The sequence below is a fragment of the Achromobacter ruhlandii genome (assembly GCF_002082135.1).
Taxonomy (GTDB): domain Bacteria; phylum Pseudomonadota; class Gammaproteobacteria; order Burkholderiales; family Burkholderiaceae_B; genus Achromobacter; species Achromobacter ruhlandii.
This window is the reverse complement of record NZ_CP017433.1, coordinates 1359845-1374782: the sequence shown is the minus strand read 5'-3', so window position 1 is coordinate 1374782 and position 14938 is coordinate 1359845. Positions and strand designations below refer to the sequence as shown.

Annotated in this window: 14 protein-coding genes; 4 read left to right on the top strand and 10 right to left on the bottom strand. The window is 69.1% G+C overall.

The genetic code is table 11. From position 1 onward, the window contains the following. Positions 1-57: 57 nt before the first annotated feature. A complete protein-coding gene (locus tag AruCF_RS06265) occupies positions 58-702 on the top strand; it encodes a GntR family transcriptional regulator (RefSeq protein WP_231133078.1) in 645 nt (214 codons plus the stop codon). A gap of 142 nt (positions 703-844) precedes the next feature. On the opposite strand, the gene AruCF_RS06260 is transcribed toward AruCF_RS06265, so the two are convergent. After that, positions 845-1135 carry a DUF3579 domain-containing protein gene (locus AruCF_RS06260; RefSeq protein ID WP_006388526.1) on the bottom strand — a complete coding sequence of 97 codons (291 nt, stop codon included), beginning with the start codon at positions 1133-1135 and terminating at the stop codon, positions 845-847. A 147-nt stretch (positions 1136-1282) separates the two neighbouring features. Between AruCF_RS06260 and AruCF_RS06255 the strand changes: the two genes are divergently transcribed. Together AruCF_RS06255 and argF are read left to right on the top strand one after the other, a co-directional pair. Beyond that, positions 1283-2464 carry an aspartate aminotransferase family protein gene (locus AruCF_RS06255; RefSeq protein ID WP_049072599.1) on the top strand — a complete coding sequence of 394 codons (1182 nt, stop codon included), beginning with the start codon at positions 1283-1285 and terminating at the stop codon, positions 2462-2464. Positions 2465-2520: 56 nt separating this feature from the next. Next, a complete protein-coding gene (gene argF / locus AruCF_RS06250) occupies positions 2521-3462 on the top strand; it encodes an ornithine carbamoyltransferase (RefSeq protein WP_026382721.1) in 942 nt (313 codons plus the stop codon). Positions 3463-3529: 67 nt separating this feature from the next. On the opposite strand, the gene AruCF_RS06245 is transcribed toward argF, so the two are convergent. From AruCF_RS06245 to AruCF_RS06225, 5 genes are read right to left on the bottom strand one after another with little or no spacing between them, the layout of a single operon-like run. Continuing rightward, a complete protein-coding gene (locus tag AruCF_RS06245) occupies positions 3530-4417 on the bottom strand; it encodes an alpha/beta fold hydrolase (RefSeq protein WP_080977354.1) in 888 nt (295 codons plus the stop codon). Positions 4418-4440: 23 nt separating this feature from the next. Beyond that, the gene (locus AruCF_RS06240) at positions 4441-5004 is read right to left on the bottom strand and encodes a DUF4286 family protein (RefSeq protein WP_049072598.1); all 564 of its coding nucleotides are present in this window, start codon (positions 5002-5004) and stop codon (positions 4441-4443) included. Between the two features lie 12 nt (positions 5005-5016). Continuing rightward, a complete protein-coding gene (locus AruCF_RS06235; protein WP_049072597.1) occupies positions 5017-5547 on the bottom strand; it encodes a carboxymuconolactone decarboxylase family protein in 531 nt (176 codons plus the stop codon). Between the two features lie 2 nt (positions 5548-5549). Continuing rightward, positions 5550-6506 carry a Bug family tripartite tricarboxylate transporter substrate binding protein gene (locus tag AruCF_RS06230; RefSeq protein ID WP_049072596.1) on the bottom strand — a complete coding sequence of 319 codons (957 nt, stop codon included), beginning with the start codon at positions 6504-6506 and terminating at the stop codon, positions 5550-5552. A 58-nt stretch (positions 6507-6564) separates the two neighbouring features. Further along, on the bottom strand, positions 6565-7431 hold the full coding sequence (locus tag AruCF_RS06225; RefSeq protein ID WP_174655165.1) for an amidohydrolase family protein: 867 nt from the start codon (positions 7429-7431) through the stop codon (positions 6565-6567). A gap of 102 nt (positions 7432-7533) precedes the next feature. Between AruCF_RS06225 and AruCF_RS06220 the strand changes: the two genes are divergently transcribed. Beyond that, complete coding sequence (locus tag AruCF_RS06220; protein ID WP_049072595.1) at positions 7534-8478, top strand: LysR substrate-binding domain-containing protein; 945 nt, start codon at positions 7534-7536, stop codon at positions 8476-8478. On the opposite strand, the gene AruCF_RS06215 is transcribed toward AruCF_RS06220, so the two are convergent. Genes AruCF_RS06215 through AruCF_RS06200 form a run of 4 tightly spaced genes read right to left on the bottom strand, consistent with a single transcriptional unit; the run spans position 8475 to position 14935 of the window. Further along, positions 8475-9848, bottom strand: coding sequence for a heavy metal sensor histidine kinase (locus AruCF_RS06215; protein WP_049072593.1), 1374 nt, complete (start codon positions 9846-9848; stop codon positions 8475-8477). The genes AruCF_RS06220 and AruCF_RS06215 overlap by 4 nt on opposite strands. Beyond that, positions 9845-10531, bottom strand: a complete 687-nt coding sequence (locus AruCF_RS06210) for a heavy metal response regulator transcription factor (protein WP_049072592.1) — start codon at positions 10529-10531, stop codon at positions 9845-9847. Before AruCF_RS06210 ends, AruCF_RS06215 begins: the two co-directional genes overlap by 4 nt. 37 nt (positions 10532-10568) lie before the next feature. After that, on the bottom strand, positions 10569-13772 hold the full coding sequence (locus tag AruCF_RS06205; protein ID WP_049072591.1) for an efflux RND transporter permease subunit: 3204 nt from the start codon (positions 13770-13772) through the stop codon (positions 10569-10571). Then, positions 13769-14935 (bottom strand): efflux RND transporter periplasmic adaptor subunit, encoded by a 1167-nt coding sequence (locus AruCF_RS06200; RefSeq protein WP_080977353.1) that lies wholly within the window; start codon positions 14933-14935, stop codon positions 13769-13771. The genes AruCF_RS06205 and AruCF_RS06200 overlap by 4 nt, the downstream gene beginning before the upstream one ends. Between the last annotated feature and the right edge of the window lie 3 nt (positions 14936-14938).

The following is a 14938-nucleotide window of genomic DNA, read 5'->3' as shown; positions in this document are numbered from 1 at the left end:
GACGCGGCGGAGCCCGCCCGGAAAGACGTAAACCGCACGGAAATCGTATACAAAAACTTGCGGCAGGCGATCATCGAGCAGGCCTTGCTGCCGGGCGACAAATTGCCCGAGGACGTCATCGGCGAGCGTTTCGGCGTCAGCCGCACCATCGTGCGCGGCGTGCTGACGCGCCTGTTCAGCGAGGGCCTGGTCGACCTGCGCCCCAATCGCGGCGCGGCGGTGGCGCGCCCCAGCCTGGAAGAAGCCCACGACATCTTCGAGGCGCGCCGCTGCCTCGAACGCGACGTGGCGCGCCGGCTGGTGCAGCACGTCACCGAGGCCGGCTTGGCGCGGCTGGAACAGCACGTGGCGCAGGAAGAAGCCGCGCGCGCGCGCAACAGCGTCAACGAGTCGATCCGCCTGTCCGGCGAATTCCACATCCTGATGGCGGAACTGTCGGGCAATGCGGTCTACGCCCGCTACGTCAATGAGATCGTGTCGCGCTGCTCGTTGATCCTGGCGCTTTACGGCCGGCCGCATTCGAGCGAATGCGCGGTAAGCGAGCACCGCGAAATCGTCGCCGGCCTGCGCGCGCGCGACGAAAAGCACGTGCTGCACCTGCTGGGACATCACCTGGAGTCGGTCACGGCGCGCGCGCTGCTCAGTCCGGACGGCGCGGGCGTGCGCGACATCCGCAAGATCCTCGACCGCTACGGCACCTAGGGGGACCGCGGCGCGGCGGCCCGCGGGCGGGCGCGGCGCGCGGGTAGGAGACGGCCCGCCCCCGGCGAAGGGGGCGTGGCCTGGCGTGGCAAGCCTGAAATGGAAAAGCGCCCGGTTCGGGCGCTTTGTGGTTTCGGCAAGCCTAGATTTCGCGTTCTTCCGTCTTGAGGTGGTTGTCGCGGGCGAAATCCACCACGAACTTGTACGCCAGCGGTTCGAGATCGCGCAAGCGCTGGTCGACCACGATGCCGCGCACGCCGTCGATCACGACGGGAAGCACGTAGGGCGAATAGGTGAGGTGGTTACCCGCACAGCCGGCGGGCCGGAACTGTGCCATTACGCCGGCGAGCCGTTCCGCCCAATCGCTGGGGCGAAAGCGGCTACCGCTTTCGGTAACGCCATGAATTACGAATTGTCTGACGCGAGTTGCCATGGATTCTTCACTACGGGACGCCCTTCACTGGGCCGGATCTTCGGCGTGATCAAACATGCGCCCCGCGCCGCGAATTGTATATGATTGATCCTTTGCCCTGTCCCGAAAGGCGCTCCGCCCAGGGAAAAATGCCCAGGAGGACCCGTCATGACCTCGCCTCTGGCCAATATCTACGCCCGGCTGCCGGTCTCGTTCACGCACGGCCAGGGGGTCTGGCTATGGGACGCGCAGGGCCGCAAGTACCTGGACGCGCTGGCGGGCATCGGCGTCTCCTGTCTGGGCCATGCCCATCCCCGGCTGGTCGCGGCCATCAGCGAGCAGGCCGCGCGCGTCATCCACACCTCCAATATCTACGAAGTCCCGCAGCAGGCCGAGCTGGCCGCGCGCCTGGCGGCGCTGTCCGGCATGCGCGACGTGGTCTTCAACAACAGCGGCTCCGAGGCCAACGAGGCCGCCATCAAGCTGGCGCGCTACTACGCCTACCAGCGCGGCAACAGCCACGCCCACATCATCACCATGGATTCGTCCTGGCACGGGCGCACCCTGGCCACGCTGGCGGCCACCGGTAGCGACAAGGCGCGCAAGGGCTTCGAGCCCCTGCCCTCCGGCTTCATCCAGGTGCCATACAACGACGCCGCCGCGATCCGCGCCGCCGGCGACGCCGAGCCGCGCGTGGCCGCCGTGCTGCTCGAAGCCCTGCAGGGCGAAGGCGGCATCCGTCCCTCCGATGCCGCCTTCCTGCGAGAGGTACGACAACTGTGCACCGAGCGCGGCTGGCTGCTGATGATCGACGAGGTCCAGTCGGGCATCGGCCGCACCGGCAAATGGTTCGCCCACCAGTGGGCCGACATCGTGCCGGACGTCATGACCCTGGCCAAGGGCCTGGCCGGCGGCGTGCCGATCGGCGCGATGCTGGCCGCCGGCCCCGCGGCGGGCGTGTTCACCCCCGGCAGCCACGGCACCACCTTCGGCGGCGGCCCGCTGGTCTGCGCGGCCGGCCTGGCGGTGCTGAACGCGCTGGAATCGGAAAACCTGCTGGACAACGCGCACAGCGTCGGCGGCCACCTGAAGGCGCGGCTGGCGCAGGAACTGGCTGGCCTGCCCGGCGTGGCGGATGTGCGCGGGCGCGGCCTGATGCTGGGCATCGAGCTGGCCCGTCCCTGTGGCGTGCTGGCGCTGCGCGCTTTGGAAGCGGGCCTGTTGATCAACGTCACCCGCGACCGCGTCATCCGCCTGCTGCCGCCCCTGGTCCTGTCGCGCGCCGAAGCCGACCGGATCGTAGACACCCTGGCGCCGCTGATTCGACAGTTCCTGGCCGAACATCCATAATCAACCTCCCGCCCGGGCCACGAGCCCGTCCGGGCCCAATGACCTGCGACATCACCATGACTCCTCCCACGACTCAAAACGGCCCGTTGCGGCACTTTCTGCAGTTCAAGGACTTCTCGTCCGCCGAGATCGCCTACGTGCTGGACCGCGCGCGGCTGATCAAGGAAAAATTCAAGCGTTACGAACCCCACATGCCGCTGCACGACCGCACGCTGGCGATGGTGTTTGAAAAAGCCAGCACCCGTACCCGCGTCTCGTTCGAGGCCGGCATGTACCAGATGGGCGGCTCGGTCATCAACCTGACCTCCAACGATTCCCAGCTGGGCCGCTCCGAGCCCATCGAGGACACCGCGCGCGTCATCTCGCGCATGGTCGACATCGTCATGATCCGCACGTTCGAGCAGACCCGCATCGAGCGCTTCGCCTCGCACTCGCGCGTGCCCGTGATCAACGGCCTGACCAACGAATTCCACCCCTGCCAGATCCTGGCGGACATCTTCACCTACATCGAGCACCGCGGCCCCATCGCCGGCAAGACGGTCGCCTGGGTCGGCGACGCCAACAACATGGCCTACACCTGGCTGCAGGCCGCCGAGATGCTGGGCTTCACGCTGCACGTGTCGACCCCGGCCGGCTACGAGCTCGAAGCCGCCCGCATCGGTTCGCCGTCCGACAAGGTGCTGCGCCAGTTCAAGGACCCGATGCAAGCCTGCCAGGGCGCGCACCTGGTCACCACCGACGTCTGGACCAGCATGGGCTACGAGGCCGAGAACGAAGAGCGCCGCGCCGCCTTCGCCGACTGGTGCGTGGACGCCGAGATGATGGCCGCCGCCGATCCCCAGGCCGTGTTCATGCACTGCCTGCCCGCCCATCGCGGCGAGGAAGTTACCGGCGAAGTCATCGACGGCCCGCAGAGCGTGGTCTGGGATGAAGCCGAGAACCGCCTGCACGTGCAGAAGGCGCTGATGGAGTTCCTGCTGCTGGGCCAGCTCAAGTAAGCAGCTCGCCCATGAAAAAAGCAGCCCCGTGGGGCTGCTTTTTTTGTATCCGCGCCAGGCGCGGCATTCAGGGCTTGAGCGACTTTTCCCAGCGCACGATGGCGTCGACCACCGCCTGCGGCGCTTCCGGCACCAGCGCGTGGCCGGCGCCCGGGATCACCACCACCGACACGCGCTCGCCGAATTCGTCGCGGATCTCGTTGCGGGTCGATTCCGGCTTGAACAGGTCGGCGCCCGCCTGCAGATCGAGCAGCGGCTTGCTGCCGCCCGACCACCAGTCCGACTGGCGCGTGGCCTTGCCGGCCAGGCGTTGGCTCTCGCTGACCTCGGGGTACCAGCCGTTGAGCCAGACGCTGGCGTCATGGCCCGGTGCGAAGAACGCGTACTGGATGGACTTGAGGCGCTCGGCGTCGGGCAGCGACAGGTCGGCGCTGCGGTCGACGTGCTCGCTCAGGCCGGCAGGGTACTTCTTGGCCGCCGCCGCCACGATCACCACGCCGCGCACCAGGTCGGGGTGGTCCACGCCCGTGGTGCGCGCCACCCAGTTGCCGAACGCGTGCCCGATCATCACCACCGGCTGCTTGGCGACATCGCGGATCACCGCCGCCATGTCGTTGCCGAAGTCATGCAACGTGATGTCCTTCATCGGCCCGCTGCTGCCGCCGATGCCGCGCGGCTCGGGCCGCAGCACGCGGTAACCGGCCTGCGCCAGCCGCGCCGCCAGGTCGTCGAAATCCTCCTGGCCACGGCCGCGCGACGGCAACAGCACCAGGGCCGGGCCCTGGCCCTGCACCAGCACTTCGATGCGGGCGCCGTTGCCCGGCAGCACCGTGACCCGCTCGACCTTGTCGGCCGCCGCTGCCGCGGCAGGCGTCGGCGCGGCCTGCGCGGCCAGCGACAGCCCGGCCGCGCTCAACGCGCCCCACAGCACAACCCTCGCCCATCGCTTGCTCATCGTTGTCTCCTCGTTCTTCTGTGTCAAAGAATCTTCTGGAACATGGTGCGGCGCGTGTTGCGGAACGACGGCCGCACCCGGCTGCTCCAGTCGGTGGCGCGCACCGCCAGCCACGGCGGGCTGCCGAAGGTCTCGCGCGTCTCCAGGTCATAGCAGGCCAGGTAGCGCGGCCCCTGGTCGCGGCATTCATAGCGCTGCGCGCGCACGGTGCCGGGCACCGAGGCCAGCCCCGGCAGGTGTTCCTGGTCGTACCAGGCATTCAGGTCCGCCTCGGCCTCGGGCAGCACGTCGGTCTCGACGATGTAGTGCCAGGGCGCATCCAAGCCGGCCGAAGCGCCGGCCAGGTCCAGGGTCAGGTGCAGCACGCGCGCCTGCGCCCCCGGGAACAGCTCGGCCAGTCGCGCCTGCACTTCCGGCTGCGCGGCGGCGTCGCCGTCGACGTACACGTAGGTGTCATCCTCTTCGACCGCGGCGAAAGCGCGCAGCCGCACGCCGTCCAGGCCCTCGGTCAGGCGTTGCGCCATGTCGGCCGCGCGCGCCGCGTCGAAACGCTCGCCCAGCGACACCAGCAATACCGTCTTGTCCATGCAAAGCTCCTATCAGTGCCCGACGCGCAGCGCCACCAGGAAGCGCGACACCATGTTGTAGGCGGCTACCGTCGCGGCCAGTTCGACCAGTTCCTGATCGTTGTAGCGCGAACGCAGCGGCGCGAACAGCGCGTCCGGCACCTCGATATCGCGGGTCATGGCGTCGGTCAGGGCCAGCACGTCGGCCTCGCCCGCCTCCAGCCCCTGCACCGCGTCCGCTTGCGGGCCGCCGCGCAGCTGGTCGACCACGGCCTGCGGCATGCCCGCCGCCAGCGCGTGCGGCACGTGCGCGTCGAACTCGTAGGGCGCGTTGTTCAGGGTCGCCACGCGCAGGATGATCAGTTCGCGCACCCGCGGCGACAGCGACGTGTTCAGGCGGATCGCGGTCAGCATCGCCTCCCAGCCCTGCACCACGGCGGGGCTGTTCAGCAGCACCTGGTACAGCGGCGAGATGCGGCCGCGCGCGGCCGCGATGCGCGCTTCCATTTCGGCCAGGGCCGGGCGCGTGCCCGGCGCGACCGGCGAGACTCGGCAATCGCTCATGCTCACTCCGGACGGATGTTCTTGCGTTGAATCAGCGAACCCCACTTCTCGCGGTCGGCGGCGATCAGCGCCGCCAGTTCCTGCGGCGAGCTGGGCGCGGCCTGGGCGCCGAACTTCTCGAGCTTGGCGCGTACCGCCTCGTTGCCCAGCGCGGCGCGCAGGGCCTGGTTCAATTTCTCGACCGTGGCCGGCGGCGTGGCGGCGGGCGCGACGATGCCATACCAGTTGTTCGATTCGACGCCGGCGATGCCCTGCTCGGCCAGCGTCTTGACGTCCGGCAGCAGCGGATGACGGGTCGGCGCGGCGATGCCCAGCGCCTTGAGCTTGCCGCTCTGGATGTGGCCGATCAGGCCAGGCACGTCGCCGAAGAAGCCGTTCACCTGGTTGCCCAGCACGTCGTTGATCACCGGCGCGGCGCCCTTGTAGGGCACGTGCAGCACCTTGGCCTTGCTGGCGTCGGCGAACATTTCCAGCGTCAGGTGCGGGATGCTGCCGATGCCCGACGAGCCGATCGCCACGGACTGCGCCGCCGCCTGCGAGCGCTTGACGAAGTCCGCCGCATCGGTGGCCGGGTTGGCCGGGTTCACCACGAACACGGTGGCGTTGTTGACCACGCGCGACACCGGCGCGAAATCGCGCACCGGGTCATACGGCAGGTCCTTGTACAGGGCCGGGCTGATGGACACCGCGCCGACGCTGGTCAGGAACAGCACCGAGCCATCGGCCGGGGCCTTGGCCACGTAAGCCGCGGCGATGTTGCCGTTGGCGCCGGCCTTGTTCTCGACGATGACCGACTGCTTGAGCTCCTTGCCCAGCTGTTCGGCCAGCACCCGGCCGACCAGGTCCACCGGGCCGCCCGGCGGGAAGGCAATGATCAGGCGCACCGGGCCATCGGCATGCGCCGCGGGCGCCAGGCTGGCCAGGCCGAGCAGGCCGGCGAACAGGAATTTCTTGAACATGGATTGTCTCCTCGGGATATCGTGTTTTCTTGTTGCCCGAAATCGGGCGATGGCGCGGCTACGGGAAGCCGTAGAGACGCGCCGGGTTGTCCACCAGGACCTGCCGGCGCGTTTCCGCGTCCGGGCAGGCCAGGAAAAAAGCGTCGGCCAGTTCGCCGTCGTCGGGCATGTCGCCCGCCACGTTCGGATGCGGCCAGTCGGTGCCCCACAGCGTACGCTCGGGCAGCGCGTCCACCAGGGCGCGCACGAACGGGATGCCTTCGGCAAAGGGGCGCTTGCCCGAGGCGATGCGGTCGATGCCCGACACCTTGACCCAGGCGAGCGGCTCGCGCGCCAGGTCCAGCAGCGCGCGGAACGCCGGCGCGTCCAAGCCGTCGGCGGCCTTGACGCGGCCCATGTGGTCGATCACGAACGGCACCGGCAGCGCCCGCAGGCGCGGCAGCAGCTCGGGCAGCGTGGCGCCGTCCAGGTGCAGGCAGACGTGCCAGCCCAACGGCGCGATCAGCCCGATGACGTGGTCGAACACGGCCGGATCGGGCGCGCCGCCCAGGTGCGGCACAAAATTGAAGCGCGCGCCGCGCACGCCGCCGTCATGCAGCTGCCGCACGCTGGCGGCGGTGGCGTCCGCCCCCAGCAGCGCCACGCCGCGGTAGCGGCCCTGGCTCTGCGCCAGCGCGTCGAGCAGCGCGGCATGGTCGCCGCCGTGGCAGTTGGCCTGCACCACCACCGCGCGCTGCACGCCCAGGTGCGCATGCAGCGCCGCCATCCTGGCGTAGGGCGCGTCGGGCGGCGTGTAGGAACGTCCTTCGGCATAGGGAAACCGGTCAGCCGGACCGAACACGTGGCAATGCGTGTCGCAGGCCCCGGCCGGCAGCGCGTGGCGGGGACGGGAAGGCGTGGCAAGCGGAGGACGGCAGTCGGGCACGGCGGGATCCAGCGGGGAAAACGCCATCCTCGCGGATTGCGGCCTGCCGAACAATGCTATATCTTTGATTTCAGATATAGAAAATATCAATATCAAGTCGCCATGGACCTCAAGCAGATCGAATATTTCGTGCGCGTCGCCGAGCGCCGCAGCTTCTCGCGCGCCGCCGAAATGCTCGACGTGGCCCAACCGACGCTGAGCCGCCAGGTGCGCCTGCTGGAACTGGAGCTGGGCCAGCACCTGCTTTACCGCAACGGCCGCGGCGCTGAACCGACCGAAGCCGGCCTGCGCTTTCTGGAACATGCCCGCGCCCTGCTGGCCCTGGCCGACCGCGCCAAGCAGGACCTGCAGACCCTGCGCGAAACGCCGACGGGCAAAGTCGTGGTGGGCTTGCCGCCACGCATCGCGCGGGTGCTCACGCCGCCCCTGGTGCAGGCTTTCCGCCGCCGCTTTCCCGACGCCTCGATCGCCGTGGCCGAAGGCCTGAGCGCGCAGATGCGCGAATGGCTGCTGGCCGGCCGCGTCGACCTGGCGCTGCTGTACGACCCGGCGCCGTCGCCGCAACTGGGCTATGAATCGCTGTTCCGGGAAAACCTGGTGCTGGTGGCCGCGGCCAACCATCAGCCGCCGCTGCCCGCACGCGTCGCGGTGGCCGGGCTGGGCGCCTATCCGCTGGTGCTGCCCAGCCTGCCCAACGCCATCCGCACCCTGGTCGAGAGCATCTGCCGCGCCCAGGGCGTGCGCCTGCAGGTGGCGGCCGAGGTCGATGCGGTGCAGACCATCGTCGAACTGGCGGCGCAGGGCGACGCCTACGCCATCCTGCCGCGTTCGGCCGCGCGCGGGCCGGCGGCCGAACACGCGCTGTCGCTCAGCGAAATCGTCGCGCCCGGCATCACCAACAATCTGGTGCTGGCCAGCGCCCGCCACCGCCCCGCCACCCGGCTGGCCACGGCCACCGGCGATCTGATCCGCCAGTTGAACCTGGCCGCCCTGTTCGAGCCCGCGCCGCCGGCGCCGCCACGAGGCGGCCGAGCGCCCCGGCGTTAGCCCTCGACGCTGAACGCCACGCGCGTCAGGCCGTCGCCGCTAGCCGCCGACACCGTGCCGCCGTGCATGGCGGCCACCGCCTTGACGATGGCCAGGCCCAGGCCATGGCTATGCTCCACGCCATCTCCGCGACGCGCCGCATCGACCCGGTAGAAGCGCTGGAACAGGTGTGGCAGGTGCTCGGGCCCGATCGGCGGGCCGGGGTTGCTGACCGCCACTTCCAGCCCGCCATCGCGCCGCTGGATCGCCACGACGATCTCGGCGCCCGCCGACGAATACTGGATGGCGTTCTGCAGCAGGTTGGTCACCGCGCGACGAAACAACGCGGTGTCGATCAGGGCAACGGCGTCGCGCTCGCCCTCGATCCGCACGCGCATGCCGGCTTCGTCCAGCAGGAACTCGAAGAACTCCACGGTCTTGGCGACTTCGTCGGCCAGCACCGCATGGATGCGACCGGTGGCGGCCTCGCCCTGGTCGGCGCGCGCCAGGAACAGCATATCGTTGACCATGGCGCGCAGCCGGTCCAGTTCTTCGAGGTTCGACTGCAGCACCTCGCGCAACTCGCCCGAGCCGCGTGGCCGCGACAGCGCCACCTGGGTCTGGCCGATCAGGTTGGTGAGCGGCGTGCGCAGCTCGTGGGCGACATCGGCGTTGAACGCTTCCAACTGGTTGTAGGCGCCTTCCAGCCGCGCCAGCGCGCCGTTGAACGAGGTGGCCAGGTCCTCCAGCTCGACCGGCAGCGCCGCCATGCTCAACCGTTGCGACAAGGCGCTGGGGCGCAGCGCGCGGGCCTCGGCCGACAAGCGGCTGAGCGGACGCAGGCCCAGCCGCGTCACCCAGAAGCCCAGCAGCCCCACCAGCAGGATGGCGGTCAAGGACAAGGCCGCCATGGCCCACAACAGGTAGCGCAGCGTATGCGCATAGGGCGCCGAATCCATGCCGACGATCAGCCGCACCCGCGGCCGCTGCTGGAAAGGGTCGACCGTGACGGTAATGGTCCGCAGGGCGTTTGCGCGATCCGGCAGTTCGATGGTGCCGAAGCCGTCCGGATGGCGTTCGAGGCGGTCGACATCGGCCAGGCCCTTGCCGTACTCGTAGGCCGGATCATCCGACAGCACCCAGAACCGCAGGCTGCCGTCGGCCGGCGTCAGGGTATCGAGCTTGGCCTTGAAACGGCCCCAGCGCTCGGGATCGCCGCTGCGCGTGAGCGAATAGCTGACCTCGTGCGCCGTGGTGCGCAAGGCGTCCTGCTGGATGCGGTCGAGCTGGCGGTCCAGCACCCCGTAAAGCGCCACCCCGGTCAGCGCGAAGGTGGCCGCCGCCGCCACCGCGAACATCAGCACCAGCCGGGATTTGAGCGAGGATTTCATTCCGCCGGCTCGTCGTCGCGCAGTTCCAGCACGTAGCCCATGCCGCGGATGGTGTGCAGCAGCCTGCGGTCGAACGGCGCGTCGACCTTGCCGCGCAGCCGCTTGATCGCCACCTCGACCACGTTGACGTTGCTGTCGAAGTTCATGTCCCAGACCAGTTCGGCGATCGCCGTCTTGGACAGGATCTCGCCCTGGCGCCGCGCCAGCACCGCCAGCAGCGCGAATTCCTTGGCGGTCAGGTCCAGCCGGACGCCGGCGCGCCAGGCCTTGCGGCTGATCAGGTCGATCTGCAGGTCGCCGATGCGCAGCTGCACCGGCTCCTGGGCGCGGCCGCGCCGGGTCAGCGCCTGCAGCCGCGCCAGCAGTTCCAGAAACGAGAACGGCTTGACCAGGTAGTCGTCGGCGCCATCGTGCAGGCCGCGGATGCGGTCCTCGACGCCGTCGCGCGCGGTCAGCATGATGACCGGCGTCTGGCGCACGCTGCGCAGCGACCGCAGCACCGCGAAGCCATCCATGCCCGGCAGCATCGCGTCCAGCACGATCACGTCGTAATCGTGCTCCAGCGCCAGGTGCTGGCCGTCGATGCCGTTATGGGCGACATCCACCGCGCAGCCCTGCTCACCCAGGCCCTTGCGCAGGTAATCCGCCGTCTTCAGTTCATCTTCGACTATCAGGATTTTCATGGCAGCCCCGCCAGGGCACGTCGACGATCAAGGAAGCCTATTTTGACTCAACTCCGGGCTGGGCAGGCGCTCCCGCCTCGCCTGACGCCACGCCAGCCGGCACGGACGCCCCCGCCTTGCGCGCGGCGCGTTCCTGCTTCTTGCGCATGTACCAGAAATGCGCCCGATCCAGGTACAGGTACACCACCGGCGTCGTGAACAGCGTCAGCGCCTGCGACACGATCAGGCCGCCCACCATCGCATAGCCCAGCGGCCGGCGCAACTCCGAGCCCTGGCCGTGGCTCAGCATCAGCGGCAGGCCGCTGAGCAGCGCGCACATGGTGGTCATCATGATCGGCCGGAAGCGCAGCACGCAGGCCTGGTAGATCGCCTCGGCTGGCGACATGCCGTGCTCGCGCTCGGCCGTCAGGGCGAAGTCGATCATCATGATGCCGTTCTTCTTGACGATGCCGATCAGCAGGATGATGCCGATCAGCGCGATCACGCTCAGGTCGTAGCCGCCCACCATCAGGATCAGCAGCGCCCCCACCCCGGCCGACGGCAGCGTCGACAGGATCGTCAGCGGATGGATGTAGCTTTCGTACAGCAGCCCCAGCACGATATACACCGCGATCAGCGCCGCCGCGATCAGGTAGGGCTGGGTCGCCAGCGAGTCGCCGAAGGCCTTGGCCGTGCCCTGGAACGCCCCCGTCAGGCTGGCCGGCGCGCCCATCTGCGACTGGGCCTGCTGGATCGCCTGCACCGCCTGGCCGAGCGAGGCGCCCGGCGCCAGGTTGAACGAGATCGTCACCGCCGGGAACTGGCCCTGGTGGCTGATCGACAGGTAGGCGGTCTTGTCGGTGTCGAGCTTGATGAAGGTCGACAGCGGCACCTGCTGGCCGGTCAGCGGCGAGGTCAGGTAGAGCTTGGAGAACAGGTCCGGATCCTGCTGCAACCTGGGCGTCACCTCCAGCACCACGTGGTAGCTGTTGATCTGGGTGAAGTACTGCGCCACCTGGCGCTGGCCAATGGCGTCGTAGATGGTGGCGTCGATCAGCGCCGGCGAGATGCCGAACGACGAGGCCCGCGCGCGGTCGATGGTGATGGAGGCGGTCGCCGCCGCGTTCTGCTGGTCGGACGCCAGGTCGGTCAGCATCGGCAGCTCGCGGAACTTGGCCAGCAGCCGCGGCGCCCACACGTTCAGTTCGTCCAGGTTCGAGTCCGTCAGCGTGTACTGGTACTGGGTGCGCGACAGCCGCCCGCCGACGTTGATGTCCTGGCCCGCCTGCATGAATAGCGTCACGCCCTCCAGCTTGGCCAGCTGCGGCCGCAGCCGCGCGATGACCTCGTCGGCCGACGCCGTGCGGCCCTCGTCCTTCGGTTTCAGGCCGATGTAGAAGTTGCCGGTGTTGTAGGTGCTCTGGCTGCCGTTGAAGCCAAAGCTGGCGATGTCCGGATCCTGCCGGATCACATCGGCCATCTGGATCATGCGCTGATTCATCAGCGAGAACGACGAATCCTGGGCCGATTCGGCGAAGCCGAAGATGAAGCCGGTGTCCTGCTGCGGGAAGAACCCCTTCGGGATCATCACGAACAGCGCCACCGTGCACGCCACCGTCGCCAGGAACGAACACAGCGTGGCGAACGGGTGCCGCAGCACCAGCTTCAGGCCGCGCTCATAGCCATGCAGCATGGCGTCGAAGCCGCGCTCGAACAGCAGGTACAGGCGGCCATGGCGGTCGCCATGGTGGTTCTTCAGGTAGCGCGAGCACAGCATCGGCGTCAGCGTCAGCGACACCAGCACCGACACCACGATGGTCAGCGTCACCGTCACCGCGAACTCGCGGAACAGCCGGCCGACGATGCCGCCCATCAGCAGCAGCGGAATGAACACGGCCACCAGCGACACCGAGATCGAGACGATGGTGAAGCCGATCTCGCCCGCGCCCTTGTAGGCGGCCTCCATCGGCGACATGCCGGCCTCGACGTGGCGGTAGATGTTCTCCAGCATCACGATGGCGTCGTCCACCACGAAGCCCACCGCGATCGTCAGCGCCATCAGCGACAGGTTGTCCAGGCTGAACCCGACCACGTACATGATGGCGGCCGTGCCCATCAGCGCCAGCGGCACCGTCACGCACGGAATCAGCGTCGCCGCCACATTGCGCAGGAACAGGAAGATCACCAGCACCACCAGGACGATGGTCAGCGTCAGCGTGAACTCCACGTCCTGCACCGAGGCGCGGATGGTCTGGGTGCGGTCGATGATGGTGTTGACGTGCACCGACGGCGGAATCGAAGCCTCCAGCCGCGGCAGCGCCGCGCGAATCCGGTCCACCGTGTCGATCACGTTGGCGCCCGGCTGCTTGCTGATCTGCAGCACGATCGAACGGCCGTTGGTGATGGTGTTGTCCGGCGGCGAGGCCGGCCCGGCGTAGGCCCAGCCGGCCAGCTTGGTGTTTTCCGGCCCGTCCACCGCCATGCCCACGTCGCGCACCCGGATCGGCGCGCCGTTGCGGTAGGCCAGCACCATATCGTTCCATTGCGACGCCGACAGCAGCTGGTCGTTGGTGTAGGTGGTGAAGCTCTGGCGCGGCCCGTCAATCGTGCCCTTGGGCTGGTTGACGGTAGTGGTGGCGATGACGCCGCGGATGTCCTCCAGGCTCAGCCCCAGCGCCGCCAGCTTGCCCGGGTCCACCTGGATGCGCACGGCCGGCTTCTGCTGGCCGCCGATGTTGACCAGCCCCACGCCCGAGATCTGCGATATCTGCTGCGCCAGGATGTTGTCGGCGTAGTCATTGACCTGGATCAGCGGCAGCGTGTCCGACTGCACCGCCATCACCATGATCGGCGCGTCGGCCGGATTGACCTTGCGAAAGGTCGGCGGATTCGGCAGGTTGTTCGGCAACTGGCCGGTGGCGGCGTTGATCGCGGCCTGCACGTCCACCGCCGCCGAGTCGATGCTGCGGTTCAGGTCGAACTGCAGCGTGATCTGGGTCAGGCCGATGGCGCTGACCGAGGTCATCTGCGACAGGCCTGCGATCAGCGAGAACTGCCGCTCCAGCGGCTGCGCCACGTTGGACGCCATGGTCTCGGGACTGCCGCCGGGCAGGCTGGCCTGCACCTGGATGGTGGGAAAGTCGACCTGCGGCAGCGGCGCCACCGGCAGCAGCGGCCAGGCCGCGATGCCGACCAGCAGGATCGCCAGCGCCAGCAGCGAGGTGCCGATCGGCCGCTTGATGAAATTCGCCGAGATGCTCACTGGCCGCCCCCCGCCGCCGCGGCCAGCTCACGCACCTTGCTGCCGGGCTTGAGCTTGTATTGGCCGTCCACCACCACGCGCTGGCCGGCGTCCAGCCCCTGCTGGATCACGGCCAGGCCGTCCTGCATGCGCTCCACCTTGACCGGCCGCGGCTGCGCCACGCCGGCGCCATCCACCACGTACACGAAGGTATCGGTCTGGCCGCGCTGCACCGCGGCCGCCGGCACCGTCACGACGCTCTCGCGGGGGTCCAGCACCAGTCGCGCATTGACGTACTGCCCGGGCCACAGGCGATGGCGCGGATTGTCGAAGCGGCCCTTGAGCTGCACCGTGCCAGTGGCGGTGTCGATCTGGTTGTTCAGCAGCACCAGCTGACCCTGCTCCAGCGGCTCGTTGCTGCCGCGCGCATAAGCCACCACGGTCAACGCCTGGCCCTTGTCCATGGCCGCGTTGATCGCCGGCACCGATTCTTCCGGCAGCGAGAACAGCACCGTAATCGGATCGATCTGGTTGATCACCACCAGGCCGTTGACGTCGGCCGCGTGCACGATGTTGCCTGGATCCACCAGCCGCGCCCCCACCCGGCCGGAGATCGGCGCGACGATACGGGTGTAGTCCAGCTGCACCTTGGCGTAGCTGATCTGGGCGTCGTCGGTCTGCGTCGCGGCCTCCAGCTGCGCCACCAGCGCGCGCTGCGTGTCCAGCGTCTGCTGGGTGGCGGCGTCCTCGCGCTGCAGGCGGGTGTAGCGCTGCAGGTCCAGCCTCGCGTTCACCAGCGTGGCCTGGTCCTTGGCGCGCTGCGCCTGGGCCTGGGCCAGTTGCGCCTGCAGGGCGCGCGGGTCGATATTGGCCAGCACCTGGCCGGCCTTCACGTCCTGGCCCTCGACGAAGCCGACGCTGTCGAGCTGGCCGTCGATGCGCGCCTTGACCGTCACCGTCGCCGCCGACGTCACCGTGCCGACGCCAGTCAGGTAGCGCGGCACGTCCTGGCGCTGCGCCAGCGCGGTGGCCACCGGCACCGCCGGCGCCGGCGCGGGCGCCGCCTCGCGGCCCGCGCGCAGCCACCACCATGCCGCCAGGCCACAGGCCGCCAACGCCAGCGCCAGCAGCGCCGCCTTGCGGCCGCCCGCGCCCGGAGGGGAAATCGTCACAGCCTTGTCCATGGA

Bases quoted from the DNA above. Each gene is read 5' to 3' on its own strand.
- AruCF_RS06260 (WP_006388526.1), bottom strand. From the start codon at position 1,135: ATGGCAACTCGCGTCAGACAATTCGTAATTCATGGCGTTACCGAAAGC.
- AruCF_RS06235 (WP_049072597.1), bottom strand. From the start codon at position 5,547: ATGAGCGATTGCCGAGTCTCGCCGGTCGCGCCGGGCACGCGCCCGGCC.
- AruCF_RS06220 (WP_049072595.1), top strand. From the start codon at position 7,534: ATGGACCTCAAGCAGATCGAATATTTCGTGCGCGTCGCCGAGCGCCGC.
- AruCF_RS06255 (WP_049072599.1), top strand. From the start codon at position 1,283: ATGACCTCGCCTCTGGCCAATATCTACGCCCGGCTGCCGGTCTCGTTC.
- AruCF_RS06230 (WP_049072596.1), bottom strand. From the start codon at position 6,506: ATGTTCAAGAAATTCCTGTTCGCCGGCCTGCTCGGCCTGGCCAGCCTG.
- AruCF_RS06210 (WP_049072592.1), bottom strand. From the start codon at position 10,531: ATGAAAATCCTGATAGTCGAAGATGAACTGAAGACGGCGGATTACCTG.
- AruCF_RS06240 (WP_049072598.1), bottom strand. From the start codon at position 5,004: ATGGACAAGACGGTATTGCTGGTGTCGCTGGGCGAGCGTTTCGACGCG.
- AruCF_RS06245 (WP_080977354.1), bottom strand. From the start codon at position 4,417: ATGAGCAAGCGATGGGCGAGGGTTGTGCTGTGGGGCGCGTTGAGCGCG.
- AruCF_RS06215 (WP_049072593.1), bottom strand. From the start codon at position 9,848: ATGAAATCCTCGCTCAAATCCCGGCTGGTGCTGATGTTCGCGGTGGCG.
- argF (WP_026382721.1), top strand. From the start codon at position 2,521: ATGACTCCTCCCACGACTCAAAACGGCCCGTTGCGGCACTTTCTGCAG.
- AruCF_RS06200 (WP_080977353.1), bottom strand. From the start codon at position 14,935: ATGGACAAGGCTGTGACGATTTCCCCTCCGGGCGCGGGCGGCCGCAAG.